Here is a 16,994-nt window from a genome sequence, read left to right as displayed (position 1 = left end):
CAGCACCTCGCCCAGTGCCAGAACAGCGTTGCGGACGCACTCCGGGCACGGGCACAGCGGTGCGCCGTTCTCTATCCCCTTCAGATCCTTGCAGATGGTAGCACCGCACTTTTCCTGAAAGTTTTGCAGCAGTTCCTTGGAAATGCGGGGTGTGCCCCCACCTGCGCCGCAATGGCGCGGGCGGTGCGGTCGCTGTCGCCGGTCACCGTAGCTGAGGACTCGTTCAGCACAATGACATGGTCTCCCAGACCTTTTTCTTCCAGGTCTGCTTTTGCTTTTTCAAAGGACATTTTCCCACTTCTCCGCTCTTATTCGGTAATGGCCCAGACCCGTGCAGGCAGACCGGTTGCACCTTCAATGCGGGGATAAGAAACGATGACCACCGCACCGGCAGGCTGAACTTTATCCAGATTTGCAAGCACCTCCACCTGCAGCTTGTCGTTGTCCAGAACATAGCGCTCGCAGGCAAGGTCTCCCTTTTCCTCCGCCACCGCAGAGGAATCGGTATCCAGCGTTTCGTGGCCGTTGGCGGCGGCGTTGCGCACCTTGTAGATATACTCCAATGCTTCCAGCGACCAGCCGGGGGCATTTTCTTTGCCCTCTGCGTCGATGCCGGACAGCGCATCCATATCCGGCCACTTCTTGTACCAGTCGCTGCGCAGAGCCACCAGCGCACCATCCGGGATAGGACCGTACTTTGCTTCATAGGCCTTGATGTCCTCCACCGTCACAGCGTAGCGAGGGTCTTTCTTGGCCTGCTGGGAAATATCGATGACCACCAGCGGGAAGATCAGGTCGTTCACATCGTACCTTTCGGACAATGCTTTGCCCTTGATGAAGTGCCCCGGGAAGTCGATGTGGGTACCGAACTGTCCGGGGAATTTGAAGGTCTGGATCAAGCATTCCAGTTCCGGCTTGCCCCAGTCCCACACGGTCTTTGCCAGCTCCACAGAGCCTTCCGGGATGCCGGACCAGTAGGGGCTTTCGTTGTTCAGCGAGTGAGAAAGTTCCACCCAGCGATATTTTTTAGCATTTTTCAGTGCGTTCCACAGTTTACAATCAGCCATTGTCGGTTCTCCTTTTATTGTGACGAAGTATGTTCGGGCGCTTCTCCCAGACAACGGCATCTTCCTGTTTTTTCTCAGTCTGTCTGCCGGAAATTTGTCTGGGAGCAGCGCATTCGCCCAGGCAGCCTGTGCCGGGCATCTGCTGTATATTTCATCTGTCTGCGCTCCCTTCCTTGTGTTGGGGATAGTATAAGCCCATTTTCTTACCATGTCAATAGGTTTATACTATCAAAGACTTCCCCGGCAAACGACAGGTCAGCAAACCGTTCGCCCTTGCAATAACGTTTCGTCATCCCCTTTCCCTTTTATCGCAGCTCTTCCAGCAGGGCGGTGCAGCCCTCCAGCACATCCTGCCATGTGGCTTCAAAATCCCCGGTGTACCACGGGTCTGCCACATCGCCAGGGCGACTGGTGTGCTCCATCAGCAATGAGACCTTATGCTCCGGGTCACTGCCCACAAACCGCACCATATTCAGCAGGTTGTTGCGGTCCATGGCGATGAGATAATCGTAGGTCTCATAGTCCCGCCGGGTCATCTGCCGGGCGGTCTTGCCTGCACAGCAGATGCCATGCTCAGCCAGCTTGCGCCGGGCAGGCGGATAGACCGGGTTGCCAATTTCCTCGGTGCTTGTGGCCGCCGAGGCAATTTCAAACTGTGCGGAAATTCCCGCCTTTTCCACTAAGTCCTTCATCACAAATTCCGCCATAGGGCTGCGGCAGATATTGCCATGGCAGATGAATAATACTTTTATCATAATCTCTTATATCCTCTCATATCGTCTCAAGCCCTGATTTTACTGGCTCTATGGAACTTTTTCAAAATCATGTATTCTCTCATATTTTCTCATAAAATCTCATGTTTTTGAGAAATCAGGGGTACAAATGGGGGTACAAATCCCATCCACATTCCCTACAAGCCTTGATTTTAAGCCTTTTCAGCCAAAAGTACGGTTTCTGGGCAAATTATAGCATATTGTTGCAAGTCTATTCTTACAATTCCATCAGAAAATGTTCATGCAGCGCACGTTTCACCTGATCGAAATTACCTCGCTCCGGACATTGGATGGAAACAACCAATCCCTTCTCTGGGAGAATCGTTGTAATCTGTCCGAATGCGCCATCAGCACGATAGGATTCTGGATATGGACTGATCCAGAACTGATAGCCATATCCTACATGCCAGAGATCTGCAGATGGCTCGAAGGTAAATTTCGGGGTGGACACCTCCTGCACCCAGTCCCTGCTGACAATCTGCTCGCCCTTCCAGTTACCCTCAGCCAGATAGAGCTGTCCCAGTTTCATCATCTCGGTACAAGTCAGATACATACCTCCGCCGCCATTCGGATGTCCCTGTGGATCATGCTCCCAGAGCGGCCATCCCATATCAAGGGGCTGGAATACCTTCTCATACAGATACTCTCCCATCCGCTTGCCAACGGCCCGTTCTACCATATGAGCAGCCAGAATACTGTCGGCAGAGGAATAGCAGAATGCACTGCCTGGCTCCACAGGAACCGGCTGTGCCATCATATATTTCTCATAATCCGGTGCGCCGACGCCCGGACGTCTGTCCGCATTCATCAGAAGTGCCTTACCAAAGCCACTGGACATGCAGAGCAGATGTTTCAACTGAATCTTCTCCAGATTTGGATCCGGATTTGAAGGAAGTTTATCTTTAAACACTTCCGCCACATGATCTTCCAGGCTTAGTTTTCCCTCTTCTATTGCGAGTCCAACTGCTGTTACCGTAAAACTCTTGGTATGTGAATAAATATTTCTCGGTGCATTTGCTGCGTAGTGCATCTCACAGAGTACCTTGTTCTCATCTCCGACACTGATAGCTTCCAGCGGCAGATTGTGGCTGCTGGCATAACGATGAAATTCCAAAAACTTCTTTTCCAGTAGCATAATACCTCTATCCTTTCCGGCAAATCTCTGATGTCAGTCCGATATAACCGATGCGACGTGTCGCAAGGTTAAAACCAATCTATCTGACATCTCCAATCTGGTTCTATTATCTCATACACATCTCTGCATCTGTCGGCAGTGGCATCAGCGGTGCGGACGGCAGGGTCTGATACCAATAAGCAACACTGGTGTAATCATCGTAACGCGGTCCGGTCCAGCCCATGTTGTCGAGTGTCATACGAAACTTATTCTCAAAACGGATCGGGTCTGCAATATGGAAATGATACAGCAGGAATCTCTGCTGTCCGTTATAGAATTCCCGGTTGTCTCCATAGATTGCATACATGCCTGTATATAAGCCGCTGAAGGTCTGATAGCTCTTGATGATGATGTCATTTCCAAATCCATAGGAACCGCCGAAGTAGTCTTCAGTTCCGGTATAGTGGATAGACGGATACGGATCATCGTCCAGATACATGCGGGCTTCGCCTTCTACCCAACAGGTATTGTTGCCATTCATACCAGTTGCCAGAGTCACACCGACAAATTGTCCCCTGCCTTCGATTCCGTCAACGATTGTGTAGGTACGACCCTTCTGAACCGGGTGCTCTTGGCGATAGGTGGCATGGAAATAACCAGCTTCCGCTGGAATCTCCTGATAAGCTCCGGTGATAATATAATAGAGATTTTCATCCTTGTCACCACGGTTTTCCATCGTGATCCGAGCTCTCTTATGGAACGGCATCTCAAAATAGCTGTTATAGCCGCGACCAGGAGCTACCAGCATCATGGCAGAATTCAACACCGGATATTTGCCATCCCTGTCCACGAAATTTTCATCATAGGCACATCCGAAGAATGCAGAGAGCGGAGCTTCCACAGACGGATATTCCTGATCATCCCAATACATACGGATGATAAAATGGTGCCCTACATATCCGGTAAACCACATATGCTGGATCACACCCGGTCCTGCAGCATCTACCAGAGTTACGGTTTCCCCTGCAGGAATCGTCACGGTCGGACGAAGCTTGGTGCAGTCACCGCCCTGGGAACCACCTGCGCGTACACCGGTTGGATTCTCTGCGGAAAATGCAAACGTTTTGGAGTTCTGGATCATACAATAGTTGTTCATATTCTTCTCCTCTCTGATCAAACCTTGATCATCTGAAATGATTGCTTACTACGCTATCGCGTTTCTCTATTCGCTATAAATTCACTATAACATTTATCTCCCATGAAGTGACGGAATTACAGAATCATTCCGTCTGCGTCTTCTCATTTTCTTCCCTGATAATCTCCTTTAATTCTTTTCGCATCACATCCAGTGGAGCCTTCTATCCGATCCATAATTCGATCTGAGCAGCCCTCTGGAGCTGGACATACCAAGACCATTCAGGATTTTGCAGCCCTTCTTCTCAGCACCTCGCCCAGTGCCAGAACAGCGTTGCGGACGCACTCCGGGCACGGGCACAGCGGTGCGCCGTTCTCTATCCCCTTCAGATCCTTGCAGATGGTAGCACCGCACTTTTCCTGAAAGTTTTGCAGCAGTTCCTTGGAAATGCGGGGTGTGCCCTTGCCGTCGGTGACAATGCCCGCCACCATCACAGCGCCGATCAGTGCGCCGCAGGTGCTCTCCATGCAGCCCATGCCGGCGGCATAGCCTGCGCCCAGCTTCATCAGGGTGTCGGCATCCACCGGCAGCTTGTCCTCAAATGCCTTCAGCACCGCCTGTGCACAGTTGCACTGTCCAGTAGCTTTCCATGCGGCAGCCTGTGCCGCCCGTTCTTCGACGTTCATTTTACAATCCTCTTTCTTTGATGAATCGTAGTTTATTCGACATTATCATAAAATTTCTGTAACACTGTTGCCAATTCCTCCGGAGATTCTATGTTTGCTTCATGACCTGCTTTCAGAAGTTCATGGAAGTGGGAATCGCTCAAATAACTGGCAAGTTCCTTTGAGGCTTTTTTGTTTGCGTTGTCCTTTTCCCCACAAACGATCAATGCCGGACAGGACACCTTACATAATGAATCCCCGAAATCCAATTCCGTCATCGTACCGCACAAACTGATCACATCGGCTTTCTTGAATCCAAATTGCTTGAACATTGTATTCGGCATAAAGCGAAACAGCATATTCTGGAACTTCAATAGCTTTTCAGGCATTTTATATTGTGCTGCAATTAGCACCAGTGCCTTTACTTTATTCGGATGGTCTATCGCATAATTAAGTGCCAGAACAGCACCCAAGGAAAGCCCGCACAAGACGATTTCATCATGTTCCTTATCACACTCTCCTGAAAATGCAGCATACAGTTCCCCATAAGTGGCCGCTTTGTCCTCCAGCATCTCTGCCAAACTCAAGCAGACGCTGCTGTCCGAGACCTTCGTTTCTTTTATTACTCTGTCCCAACTGTCTGGTTTTTGTCCTAATCCATGTAAGTATAAATACTTCATATACTTTTTACCATCATCGTTTTTTCTTCATACGTCCTGATTCTTTTCCAGTGCTTCAAAGTGATACCGTGGCTTTCCCCTGCTCTTCTTGCCGTACTCGATGGCTTCTTTGGGGCAGTAGCAGATGCACGCCATGCAGTGGGTGCAGTCCTTGTCCCAGACCGGTTTGCCGTTTTCCAGACGGATGTTGTTCAGGGGGCACAGCTCCACGCACTTACCGCAGCCGATGCAGGCATCCGTTGCCCGGAAGGCATCCGCTTTTACAAAAAACCGATAGAACACCGGGTTCACCGGGCCGCTCATAAAACGGTCATAGAGGTTCTCTCTCGGCGCAGGAAACTCCTGCCCGGCTTTGAGCCGGGTCAGTATCTCCTGAAGTGCAGGCTCTGTCTGCTCCACGATGCTCCGTGCCTGCTCATTCCGGGGTGCATTGAACATGGCAATGTAGTTTTCCGGCATGATGATCTGGGCTGTGCCCATATACTGCAGGTGTTTTTGCGCCGCAAGCTGCCGGTTATAGCCTGCTGCATTGCCGATCTCGCTGCCGCAATCCATCACAAACCAGATACGCTCTGCCCCGGTCAGCGTGGTCTTGCCCAGCCACTCCGACACCACCCTGGGGATGCGCCATGCGTAGGTAGGCGTGACCAGCACCACATCCCGCCCGGTCTGCACCGGGGCGGTATTCCCTGCCTTGATGCAGGCGTTCAGGTCGTAAAGCGGCATCTCCAACCCTTCGGCAATGCGCCGCGCCAGATACCGGCTGTTGCCGGTTCCCGAAAAATATAGTACCATGGCAATTTCCTCGTTTTTGCATGTTTTTTAGATGTCTGTCTACCCGGCAAACTGGAAGTTAGCGATTTCTTTTTCCGGTATTCTCTGTCCCTCGGATTTCCTCATGATAGAAATAATCTACGATCACCGGATGTCCCTGCGGGACTCTTCCATAAGGCATTTCATTATCCACAAAGGGACAATCATACTTCTTAGCCATTTCCGCGGCTTTTACTTCAAGTGCTTCAAAGTAGCTGCGGTTATGCTTGTTATAGATCTCGTCGTAAAGTGGCACAAGATCAGGATGTTTTTCGGCGATATAATCCATAATTGTCTTTTTGAAACCGCCTCGAAGATTGAGATTTTCGAGCCAGAACAGATCGCACTGATCCTTTACCCGCTCAAAGATGGCTTCAAAATCCGTGATACCGGGAAATACCGGGGATACGAAACAGACTGTACGGATACCTGCTTCATATACCTGCTTCATAGCAGCGATACGCCGCTCAATGCTCGAAGCAGAGTCCATATTGTTCTTGAAATTTTCATCCAGTGTGTTGATCGACCATGAAACGGTTACTCGTCCAAGCTTCTTCAGCAGATCAATATCTCGTACCACAAGATCAGACTTTGTGCAGATCAGAGCATCTGCGTCACTGCCGATCAGCTGCTCCAGAAGTTTTCTGGTATTCCCAAATTGCTCCTCCTGTGGATTGTAGCCATCTGTCACAGAACCGATGACCACACGCTGTCCGGCATATTTCTTCGGATTTTTAATTTCGGGCCAATGCTTCACATCAAGGAAAGTGCCCCATTCTTCCGTGTGCCCGGTAAAGCGCTTCATAAAAGAAGCATAGCAATACTTGCAGGCATGTGTACAGCCCACATAGGGATTGACCGAGTAACCGCCTACCGGCAGACTAGACTTCGTCATGATGTTCTTTGTTTCCACCTCACGAATGAGGATTCCATTTATTACTTCTTCCATGATTTCTGTACCTCTAACACTTTATTAAATTCTTCCGGCATTTCCTGAATCATATTTTCATCCCCTATGATAGGGACAAGGTCTTCCTTCATAAACACCGGAATGCCGAGCTTATGTGCCTGGTCCGCCAGAGACCATGCCCATTCCGGCTCCGTATGAATCTTCCTGCTCTGAGCTCCGGTCATGGTGCCGACAACGATCCAATTGATTCCGGAAAGGTCAACTGTGCCGGGATCGTCGAATAACGGCTCAAAGGTAACATGGTAATGTTTTGCTCTGACGTTTTTCCGAAGGGCGTCAATACGCCACAGTTCTGCTTTCCTCGTCACCGTAACGCCAAACCATGCGTTTTCCAGATCGGTATCAAAATCCAGCAAATCAGGTCGCTTGGTAAGGAACAGGAACTGATGCTGTGGATTTTCACGGATCTTTGCAAATACCTCGTCTCTCCATTCCGGCTTCCATCCAGAGAGATCGCTCATGCCGGTAAGAAGAAAGTTCTGCGGACGTTTCTTTTCCATCATCTTGAGCTTACCCGGAAAGAATTCAGGGTCAGCGAAGTCATCCATCATATGCCAGCGTTTCACGTTGTTGCGGGCATAGCAATATGTACACCCCACTGTGCAGCCAATGACGATATTCATGTTCTGAATCTGATCTTTGATACAAATACTCATGACTTCTGCCACTCCTCAAGATTCTTTCTGATGCGGTCGAGGCATTCCTCAAACCGGGTAATTTCTTCCTCTGAAAAACCTTTGTAGTAAATACTGCCCATCTCATCCGATACAGAATCGTACTCGCCCTTTAAGGCATGTGCTTTCTCAGTCAGAAACAGGAGCGTTTTCCTTTTGTCCGTTTCAGACGGAACACGGCTTATCAGCCCTTGATTTTCCATTCTTTCCAGCATCGTCGTAAGAGATGTTATCGCTAATCCGCATTTAGTCGAGAGTGACCTGATTGAAATACCATCCTTCTGCCACAGCACATAAAGAATACGCCCTTGGGCTCCATTAAACGCATCAATATTCTTTTCACTGAGAATCTTCTCGAAAATCCGGTCTCCAAGCTGTTTTATTTTGGTGACAAGAAATCCTCCATTCATTTCCATACAAAAGCTCCTATATAGTAGTTTATTAAAAACATACTATATAGGAGCTTTATTGTCAAGAGTTTATATGTCTTAATAGGGAAATTCCGTTTTTTCAATTCTCCAAACTGGAATTTGTTATTCTCCTATGGAGGCACCGCTATCGTCTTTAAGGCCACAAATCGCAATTATACCATTATTTTTATAACTTACAACGAGAGTAGTGTCATTCCCAAGTTTCCAACATGCAGTGCTGTTTTCACTGGTATCAGGCTTCCCCCATACCTCTCTAAGCTGGTCAATATGGTACCCTGGCAAAAGGCTATTAACATCGGCTTCACTCATTTCTGCGATTGCCGTCAGAGTGGGAAGATTGTCGTTGCTTTTGCGATTGTAGTATCCATAAAACCATGCCGATACACATATCGCGAGAACCAAAATGATTACAGCCATAACAGATAGCTTCATTTTCATACAATCACATTCCTTTGTCAAATTCCGAGTTGTCGCTCTCTGTATACCATGGTTTTCGCACGCAAAAAAGCCCTTTGTGGCAGGGTGTGCGCTTACACCTCGCCCGCAAACTTCATGCCCCAGCTCATGCGGGTGTCGTACATCAGGCGGGTCAGAGCAAGGCTGTCCTGCGGGGTGTAGCGGTCGCTGCCGGTACGCCCCAGCTTGACGCAGCGGCTTGCTTCCCGGATCTCATACTCAAAGCCGTTGATGTCCACCGGGCAGCGGATGACCTCCGGCTCTTTGCCCTCCACTTCCAGCGTCATGGTCTCGGCGTGCTGGAAATCCGGCAGGAAAATACTGCCCTTGGTGCCAAGGATGCGGGCATTGCGCTCCAGCTCCTGCCCGATGGTCTGGACAGACTCTGCCATGCAACCGCCGGGGTAGGTCAGTGCAAGGCGGCTGTAATCGTCGGTACCGTACTCGTTGATGTGCACCTCTTTGGTTTCCACCTTCTCCGGGTCCTGTCCGGTAAGGATGCGCAGAAAGCCCAGATTGTAGATGCCGATATCCAGCAGCGCACCGCCGCCCAGACCGGAATCAAACTTGCGGTCCTTCCGGGCACCAGAGGCCACAAAGCCGTACTGACAGGTGATCTGCTTCAGTTCCCCGATGGTGCCAGCAGTAAGGATCTCGCGCAGGCGGTCATACAGCGGCAGCAGCCAGATCCAGAACGCCTCCATGAGAAAGAGGTGCTTTTCCTCTGCCAGACGGTACAGCTGCTGTGCCTGCTCCGGGCTGATGGTAAAGGGTTTTTCGCACAAAACGTGCTTGCCCTGCTCCAGACAGAGCTTGCAGTTTTCGTAGTGCAGGGTGTTGGGGGTGGCGATATAGATGGCCTCCACCTCCGGGTCGGCGGCAAGGGCTTCGTAGGAGTCATAGCAGCGGGGGATGCCGTACTGCTGCGCAAACGCCTGTGCGCTTTCCAGATGCCGAGAGCCCACGGCAACAAGCTGCTCCCCCTCTGCGCCCATCTGCTCTACCGTAGATGCAAACTTTTTGGCAATGGTGCCGGTCGCTAAAATTCCCCACTTCATAACGGTACCTCCCTGTTTATTATCGCAATTTTCAAAAATAGTGCCGATCAAAACGGCATATTTGCGATATGCAGTTTGCGGATGTTGCTTGAGCATCAAAAACGCAAACTGCTATACTTTGGATTCAGTATACCATGGTTTTCCCCTACGGAAAAGAGAGTGAAAAACAAAAATGCCCCCGGAGGGCTTGTTCCAACTCTCCGGGGACAGATTCTATGCACCGGTATCTTTCACCTTGTTCCAAACATTCTCATCCATTATAATAGAGATAGAAAGAAGGTGCCAACATGAAACATCGCATTGTGACGGCTGCGCAGATGAAGGAGATTGAACGCGCCGGGGATGCCCACGGTCTGCCTTACCTGCAAATGATGGAAAATGCCGGACTGGCTGCTTACGCTGAACTGCAAAAGCAGTTCCCGCATCCCGGCAGACTGCTGGTGGTCTGCGGAAAGGGCAACAACGGCGGTGATGGGTTCGTGATTGCCCGCGCCGCGGCAAAAGACGGCTGGAACGTGACCGTTCTTCTGGCCGAGGGCGAGCCGAAAACCGTTGACGCCATCCGCAATTTTGAGCGTCTGCACTCCCTGCCGGTGCACATCTGCACCGACTGCTCTGTACTGGAAACGCAGAGTTTTGCTGCCGTTGTGGATGCCCTCTACGGCACCGGGTTCCATGGTGAACTGCGGCCTTCCGGCCTTGCCGCCTGCGGGCTGATACGCCGTCTGCACAAGAGCGGTGCCTTTGTGCTGGCCGTAGACCTGCCCAGCGGCATCAACACGGATACCGGCGAGGTTGCCGAGGGTGCTGTCCATGCAGATATGACTGTAACCTTCGACAGCTATAAACCGCTGCATATCGCAAAAACCTCTGCGCCGCTGTGCGGAAAAATCGTCTGTGCCGACATTGGCATCCGGGATGAATGGCACCCGGAGTTTTGACGAGGGCTTGCCGCCGCGGAAAAGCACCTGCACGCAAAAGACCCCGGCAGCTTTCAAGGCACGCCGGGGTTCTTTTTGTCATTCTGCTGCAAAATGTCTGCACTTTCTTGGCAGAACGCAGAAAATGCGGAAACCACTTGATTTAACTCAGTTTCCACACTAGAATGGAAACCAGAAAAGCAAGCACAGTTTCCACAAGGAGGACGCTCATGCAGGAAAAGCTCGATGCGCTGGTGCGCACACAGGCGATGCAGTTATTCCGTCAACAGGGGCTGCATTTCACCATGCAGCAGGTGGCAGAGTCGCTGCATATCAGCAAAAAGACCATCTACACCGTTTACCCCTCCAAGGAGGCCCTTCTGCTGGACATGGTAGACCACGCCTTTGCGGACATCCACCACTGCAAGCAGAAAGTTCTGGCGGGCAGCGGTACTTTGCAGGAGAAGCTGCGGGCGGTCATCATTGCCATGCCGACAGAATACGCCGCGCTGGACCTGCGGCAGATGAAGGAGCTGGACGAGAAATACCCGGTGGTGGCGGCGCGGGTGCGCAGTCAATTGGAAAACGGGTGGGAACCCACCATGGCGCTGCTGGAACAGGCTGTGGCAGAGGGAGTCATGCGTCCGGTGTCCCTGCCGGTGCTGCGGCAGATGATCACCGCATCCATTGAGAGCTTTCTGGCAGACCGCAGTCTGGCAGAAAGCGGGGTGCAGTATGTGGCTGTGCTGGAGGAAATGATCTCGATTTTACTGGAAGGAGTGCTGCCGCGATGAAACACAGCTTTTGCGAGGACTGGGAGTTTACACGACACTGGACGGAAGCCTTTGGCAAGGGGCTGCCTGTCCCAAAACAACAAGCCGTCCGCTTGCCCCATACCTGCCGGGAGGTGCCGCTGCACTATGCCTCTCCGGCCGATTACGAGATGGTCTGCGGCTACCGGAAGCGGTTCCGGGTGCCGCCGGTACAGGCTGCGCCCCGGCTGTTTCTCCGCTTTGACGGAGCCGCCCATCAGGCGGTGGTGCGGGTCAACGGCAGGGTTGCCGGGCAGCACCGGGGCGGCTATACCGGCTTTACGGTGGAGATCACCGACCTTGTGGACCGGGAGGGTGAAAACCTGCTGACCGTGCAATTGGATACCCGTGAAGACCCGGCCATTCCACCCTTTGGCTTTGTCATCGACTACCTGACCTACGGCGGGCTGTACCGGGAGGTCTGGCTGGAAGCTACGGCAGAAAGCCGCCTGACAGATTTATTCGTGTACACGCCCACCCTGCGAGAGGCTGTGGTGCAGTGGACGGCAGAGCTTACACCCGCAGCCGTGGCGGTCCGCATCCGGCTGGAGACCGCAGACGGCACCCTGCTGGCCCAGCAGACTGCACAGGCGGCAGAAACCGGGAAAATGCAGCTTTCCGTCCCGGACGCACAACCGTGGGACACAGAGCATCCAGTTTTACATCATGCCGTGGCAGAGCTTTTGAACGCAGCCGGACAGCCCATCGACCGCAAACAGGTGGTCTTTGGTTTCCGCACGGCGGAGTTCCGGGCGGATGGCTTTTACCTCAACGAAAAAAAGACCTTTCTGCGGGGCTTGAACCGGCACCAGAGTTACCCTTACATCGGCTATGCCGCACCGGAAAGCCTGCAGCGGGAGGATGCCCGCATTTTGCAGGAGGAGCTGCACTGCACCGCCGTGCGCACCAGCCACTACCCCCAAAGTCCATATTTTCTGGATGAGTGCGACCGGCGGGGTCTGCTGGTATTCACCGAGCTGCCGGGCTGGCAGCACATCGGGGATGACAACTGGAAGGACGCCGCCTGCGAGATGCTGCGGGAGATGCTCCTGCAAAACCGCAGCCACCCCAGCATCATCCTGTGGGGTGTGCGCATCAACGAGAGCGTGGACGACGATGCCTTTTACACCCGCACCAACGAGATTGCCCATCAGCTGGACCCAAGCCGCGCCACTTCCGGCGTGCGGTATCTGGAAAAGAGCCATCTGCTGGAGGATGTCTACGCCTACAACGATTTTTCCCACAACGGCGTAACGCCCGGCGCAAAGCCCAAAAAGGACGTGACCCCGGATATGGGCAAGGCGCTGCTCATCTCGGAGTGCAACGGTCACATGTACCCCACCAAGCCCTTTGACGATGGTCCCCATCGACAGGAACACGCCCTGCGGCATGTCCGGGTTCAGAATGCCGCTTACGGCAGCGGGGAACACGCCGGGTGCTTCGGCTGGTGTATGTTCGACTACCAGACCCATAAAGATTTCGGCTCCGGGGATCGCATCTGCTACCACGGGGTGCTGGACAGCTTCCGTAACCCCAAATTGGCGGCAGCAGTCTATGCCAGTCAGGGTGACGCTGACCCGGTGCTGGCGGTCAGCTCCTCCATGGACATCGGCGATAACCCCGCCGGGCAGCTGGGCACAGCCTACGTTTTCAGCAATGCCCAGCAGGTAAAGCTTTATAAAAACGATGTGTTCGTCACCGCCCTGCGCCAAAGCGAGTGGACGGCGCTGCCCCACCCTCCCTTTGTGATGGACGATCCCATTGGCGAGCTGCTGGAAACGCAGGAGCATTTTTCGCCGTCCAAAGCGGCCGCTGTGCGGGACTGCCTGCTGGCTGCCGGGAAATACGGCTTGGCGGGACTGCCGCTGGCCTACAAGGTCAAATTCGGCTGGTGTATGCTGCACTACAAAATGAGCTTTGCAGATGGCGTAGCGCTTTACGGCAAATATGTGGGCAACTGGGGCGGCGAAGCTACCCGCTGGCGGTTCGATGCCGTGCAGGACGGCAACGTGGTGCGCAGCGTGACCCTTTGCCCCAGTGCAAAGCTGCACTTGGAAGTCAAGGTCAGCCGGACGGCTCTTCAGGAAAAAGACACTTACGATATGGCGGCTGTCCGGGTGCGCATTCTGGACGAGAATGGCACCCCAGCCCCCTACGCACAGTTCCCGGTGCAGTTTGCGGTGGAGGGCAGCGCCGCCCTTGTGGGCCCGCAGACCGCCGTTGCCGAGGGCGGCATGACCGGAACCTATCTGCGCACCGTGGGCACTGCCGGAGAAGCTGTGCTGACCGTTTCTGCCCCGCAGACCCAGCCCGTTGTGCTGCGGTTCACCATTGAAAAGGAGGACGCTGTATGGAACTGACCCTGAAACAGAAAACCGCATTTGGTATTGGTGCCGTGGGCAAGGATATGGTATATGCCCTGTCGGCTTCTTACGTCATGTATTATTATCAGGATGTGCTGGGGCTTTCGGCCAGCTTTGTGGGCGTCGTGCTCATGGCTGCCCGGTTCTTTGATGCCTTCAACGACCCCTTTATGGGGGTTCTGGTGGCAAAGACCCGCACCCGCTGGGGACGTTTCCGTCCGTGGATCTTTTCCGGCACGCTGCTCAATGCGCTGGTGCTCTACGCCCTGTTTGCCGCCCCGGCGCTGGACGAAGCGGCGTTGATGGTCTATTTCAGCGCGGTGTACATCCTGTGGGGCGTCACCTATACCATGATGGATATCCCCTACTGGTCCATGATCCCGGCCGTGACCCGCACTCCAAAAGACCGGGAGAACCTTTCCATGGTGGGCCGTACCTGTGCAGGCGTTGGCTCTGCCCTGATTGCCATGTTCACCATGCTGCTGGTGGGAGCACTCGGCGGCGACAGCGAGCGCGCTGGCTTCCGCTGGGTGGCATTGATCGTAGCGGTGATTTTTGCAGTGACAGAGCTGGTGTGCTGCATTTCCATGAAAGAAACCACCCCCAGTGAGATGAAGACCGCCACCGTAAAAGAGATGTTCTCCGCCCTGTTCCGCAACGATCAGGCTATGGTAGTGGTGGGCAGCATCGTGCTGATCAACTCGGCGCTGTACCTTACCTCCAACTTCATCATCTATTTCTTCAAATATGACCTTGGCGGTGCAGGCTGGAAAGCCACCTACACCCTGTTTTCCACCGTGGGCGGTGCGGCACAGATCCTTGGCATGATGGTGCTTTACCCGCTGCTGCGCAAAAAGCTCAGCAGCACGCAGGTATTTCAGCTCAGCCTTGTGCTGGCGCTGTGCGGCTACGGCACGCTGCTGGTGTTCTGCCTGACCGGCCTGTCCCACAGCCTTGCCCTGCTGTGCATTCCGGGCGTGGTGGTGTTCGCCTGCAACGGAATGCTGACCGTGCTGACCACCCTGTTCCTTTCCAACAGCGTGGATTACGGTCAGCTCAAGACCGGCCGCCGGGAGGAGAGCGTTATCTTTTCCATGCAGACCTTTGTGGTCAAGGCTGCCTCCGGTGTGGCGGTATTCCTGACCGGCATCGGGCTGGACCTCATCGGTCTTGTGGGCAACACGGAGGAGACCGGCCCGGTGGCAGTACAGAGTGCCGGAACGCTGCTGGGTCTGCGCCTGATGATGACCGTTCTGCCCATGCTGGTTCTGGCAGGTGCGCTGGTACTGTTCCGCCGCAAGTTTGTTCTGACCGATGCCCGCGCTGCCGAGATCAGCGCACAGCTCCACGGGGAGGAAGCGCACCATGACTGAAATGCTGCACTGGTACGCGGAAACTTCCGGCGGCGTGCAGACAGGCAACTGCACGGTCACGGAGAATGGCGGTGCGCTGCATTTGACGGCAGACCTGCCCGCCGGGACGCTGAAGGCGGTACGTGCCGAGATGCCGTGGACGATGGAAGCAGACGAGCGTCTGTTCATGAACGGCTACCAGACATGGACCTACAGCCCGGAGCTGGACCGGAACGACAAGCTACGCGGTACCGACCACATCCCCGGCTTTCTGCGCAAAAAATATGCCTTTGACCGCTACGGCGATTATCACTTTGTACCTTACGGGCATCAAAAAGGTCAAAGCCACGGCTTTTCCTACTGCTATTTCCGCAAGGGTAAGCAGTTCCGACTGGTGGCATCGCTGGACGAGAAGCCGGGCTACACCATCCTCCGCTACGACAGCGGCAAAGCCCTGCTGACGCTGGAGCGTGACTGCGCCGGGGTGGAGCATCCCGGCGGCAGCGTTGCCCTGTTCGACCTGTTTTTTGCCGAGGGCGGCGAGACCGAGGTGTTCGACGGCTGGTTTCAGGCTATGGGCATCAAGCCCCGGACGGAGAAGAAGCTGGCAGGCTATTCCAGTTGGTACAACCGCTATCAGGACATCACCGAGGATACCATCCGGGAGGACCTGACCGGATGTCGCAGCCTGCTTTGTCTGGGAGACCTGTTCCAGATCGACGATGGCTGGGAGCCCAAGGTGGGCGACTGGCTGGAAACGGATGCGCAGAAATTCCCCCACGGGCTGAAAGGCATGGTGGAGGAAATTCACGCCGCCGGATTTCAGGCTGGGCTCTGGCTTGCGCCCTTTGTGTGCGAAAAGGACTCTGCCCTTTTCCGGCAGCACTCAGACTGGCTGCTGAAAGTGGACGGTGCGCCGTGGTGCTGCGGCTGCAACTGGAGTAGCTTTTATGCGCTGGATCTCGACAACCCGGCCGTGCTGGATTATCTGCGCCGGGTATTTGACCGGGTGCTGAACGACTGGGGCTTCGACCTTGTCAAGCTGGATTTTCTGTACGGTGCTGCCCCCTTTGGCAACGCCCGCGAGAGCCGGGCAGCCCGGATGTACCGTGCTATGGAGCTGCTGCGCAGTTGGTGTGGACAAAAGACCATCCTTGGCTGCGGCGTTCCGGTGATGCCTGCTTTCGGGCTGGTGGATTACTGCCGTGTCAGCTGTGACGTAGGGCTGGACTGGGACGATGTGTGGTATATGCGCCTGTTCCACCGGGAGCGGGTGTCCACAAAGCAGGCCATCAACAACACGCTATTCCGGCGGCAGCTCAATGGCCGTGCCTATGGCAGCGACCCGGATGTGTTCTTCCTCCGGGAGGAAAACTGCAAGTTGACGGCAGAGCAAAAACGCACCCTTGCCACGGTCAACGCCCTGTTGGGCAATGTGTTCCTGACCTCGGATATGCCGTCTCACTACACGGATGCACAGCGGGCAGAGTACCGCCGCCTGCGCACCCTCTTTGAGCACGCCACCCAGGTGCAGGTGGAAACGGAAAACGACCGTTTCTATATCCGGTATCTGCTGGACGGAACTCCACAAAAATTATGTTTTACCCCCTTCTGACGGCGTGAACAAACCCCAACAAAACAGCACCCGCCCGTGTACTGTGCTTTGCACACCATACACAGGCGGGTGTTTTGCCGTTCTGTCGGTAAGATC

At 53.8% G+C, this 16,994-nt stretch carries 18 protein-coding genes; 5 read left to right on the top strand and 13 right to left on the bottom strand.

Annotation, left to right across the window (positions count from 1 at the left end; translation table 11 throughout):
• Positions 1 to 80: 80 nt before the first annotated feature.
• The 13 genes from J3350_RS11010 to J3350_RS10950 form a co-directional block, all read right to left on the bottom strand.
• The gene (locus tag J3350_RS11010; RefSeq protein ID WP_207686643.1) at positions 81 to 290 is read right to left on the bottom strand and encodes a hypothetical protein; all 210 of its coding nucleotides are present in this window, start codon (positions 288 to 290) and stop codon (positions 81 to 83) included.
• An 18-nt stretch (positions 291 to 308) separates the two neighbouring features.
• A complete protein-coding gene (locus J3350_RS11005) occupies positions 309 to 1,067 on the bottom strand; it encodes a cyclase family protein (RefSeq protein WP_207686642.1) in 759 nt (252 codons plus the stop codon).
• 305 nt (positions 1,068 to 1,372) lie between these two features.
• Entirely contained in the window at positions 1,373 to 1,822 is a 450-nt protein-coding gene (locus J3350_RS11000) for a low molecular weight protein-tyrosine-phosphatase (RefSeq protein WP_207686641.1), read from the bottom strand.
• A gap of 235 nt (positions 1,823 to 2,057) precedes the next feature.
• Positions 2,058 to 2,975, bottom strand: a complete 918-nt coding sequence (locus J3350_RS10995) for a serine hydrolase (RefSeq protein ID WP_207686640.1) — start codon at positions 2,973 to 2,975, stop codon at positions 2,058 to 2,060.
• A 106-nt stretch (positions 2,976 to 3,081) separates the two neighbouring features.
• Positions 3,082 to 4,110 carry a glycoside hydrolase family 172 protein gene (locus J3350_RS10990; RefSeq protein ID WP_226947204.1) on the bottom strand — a complete coding sequence of 343 codons (1,029 nt, stop codon included), beginning with the start codon at positions 4,108 to 4,110 and terminating at the stop codon, positions 3,082 to 3,084.
• A 260-nt stretch (positions 4,111 to 4,370) separates the two neighbouring features.
• Entirely contained in the window at positions 4,371 to 4,775 is a 405-nt protein-coding gene (locus tag J3350_RS10985; protein ID WP_207686639.1) for a C-GCAxxG-C-C family protein, read from the bottom strand.
• A gap of 32 nt (positions 4,776 to 4,807) precedes the next feature.
• On the bottom strand, positions 4,808 to 5,434 hold the full coding sequence (locus tag J3350_RS10980) for an alpha/beta fold hydrolase (RefSeq protein ID WP_207686638.1): 627 nt from the start codon (positions 5,432 to 5,434) through the stop codon (positions 4,808 to 4,810).
• A gap of 27 nt (positions 5,435 to 5,461) precedes the next feature.
• Entirely contained in the window at positions 5,462 to 6,229 is a 768-nt protein-coding gene (locus J3350_RS10975; protein WP_207686637.1) for an EFR1 family ferrodoxin, read from the bottom strand.
• A gap of 58 nt (positions 6,230 to 6,287) precedes the next feature.
• A complete protein-coding gene (locus J3350_RS10970) occupies positions 6,288 to 7,196 on the bottom strand; it encodes a radical SAM mobile pair protein B (protein WP_207686636.1) in 909 nt (302 codons plus the stop codon).
• On the bottom strand, positions 7,184 to 7,873 hold the full coding sequence (locus J3350_RS10965) for a radical SAM mobile pair protein A (RefSeq protein ID WP_207686635.1): 690 nt from the start codon (positions 7,871 to 7,873) through the stop codon (positions 7,184 to 7,186). Before J3350_RS10965 ends, J3350_RS10970 begins: the two co-directional genes overlap by 13 nt.
• A complete protein-coding gene (locus tag J3350_RS10960; protein ID WP_207686634.1) occupies positions 7,870 to 8,307 on the bottom strand; it encodes a radical SAM mobile pair system MarR family transcriptional regulator in 438 nt (145 codons plus the stop codon). The genes J3350_RS10965 and J3350_RS10960 overlap by 4 nt, the downstream gene beginning before the upstream one ends.
• Positions 8,308 to 8,424: 117 nt before the next feature.
• The gene (locus tag J3350_RS10955) at positions 8,425 to 8,760 is read right to left on the bottom strand and encodes a hypothetical protein (RefSeq protein ID WP_207686633.1); all 336 of its coding nucleotides are present in this window, start codon (positions 8,758 to 8,760) and stop codon (positions 8,425 to 8,427) included.
• A 92-nt stretch (positions 8,761 to 8,852) separates the two neighbouring features.
• On the bottom strand, positions 8,853 to 9,836 hold the full coding sequence (locus tag J3350_RS10950; protein ID WP_207686632.1) for a Gfo/Idh/MocA family protein: 984 nt from the start codon (positions 9,834 to 9,836) through the stop codon (positions 8,853 to 8,855).
• 287 nt (positions 9,837 to 10,123) lie between these two features.
• On the opposite strand from J3350_RS10950, the gene J3350_RS10945 reads away from it, so the two are divergent.
• The 5 genes from J3350_RS10945 (at position 10,124) to J3350_RS10925 (ending at position 16,898) form a co-directional block, all read left to right on the top strand.
• Entirely contained in the window at positions 10,124 to 10,777 is a 654-nt protein-coding gene (locus J3350_RS10945; RefSeq protein ID WP_207686631.1) for an NAD(P)H-hydrate epimerase, read from the top strand.
• Between the two features lie 209 nt (positions 10,778 to 10,986).
• Positions 10,987 to 11,550: a TetR/AcrR family transcriptional regulator gene (locus tag J3350_RS10940; protein ID WP_207686630.1), complete on the top strand. Its 564-nt coding sequence runs from the start codon at positions 10,987 to 10,989 to the stop codon at positions 11,548 to 11,550.
• Positions 11,547 to 13,928 carry a glycoside hydrolase family 2 TIM barrel-domain containing protein gene (locus tag J3350_RS10935; protein ID WP_207686629.1) on the top strand — a complete coding sequence of 794 codons (2,382 nt, stop codon included), beginning with the start codon at positions 11,547 to 11,549 and terminating at the stop codon, positions 13,926 to 13,928. Before J3350_RS10940 ends, J3350_RS10935 begins: the two co-directional genes overlap by 4 nt.
• Positions 13,919 to 15,304, top strand: a complete 1,386-nt coding sequence (locus tag J3350_RS10930) for a glycoside-pentoside-hexuronide (GPH):cation symporter (RefSeq protein WP_207686628.1) — start codon at positions 13,919 to 13,921, stop codon at positions 15,302 to 15,304. The genes J3350_RS10935 and J3350_RS10930 overlap by 10 nt, the downstream gene beginning before the upstream one ends.
• Positions 15,297 to 16,898 carry a glycoside hydrolase family 36 protein gene (locus tag J3350_RS10925; RefSeq protein ID WP_207686627.1) on the top strand — a complete coding sequence of 534 codons (1,602 nt, stop codon included), beginning with the start codon at positions 15,297 to 15,299 and terminating at the stop codon, positions 16,896 to 16,898. The genes J3350_RS10930 and J3350_RS10925 overlap by 8 nt, the downstream gene beginning before the upstream one ends.
• Positions 16,899 to 16,994: the final 96 nt, after the last annotated feature.

The sequence above is a fragment of the Faecalibacterium sp. Marseille-Q3530 genome (assembly GCF_017377625.1).
Classification (GTDB): domain Bacteria; phylum Bacillota; class Clostridia; order Oscillospirales; family Ruminococcaceae; genus Faecalibacterium; species Faecalibacterium prausnitzii_E.
This window is presented reverse-complemented; position numbering and strand designations above follow the sequence as displayed.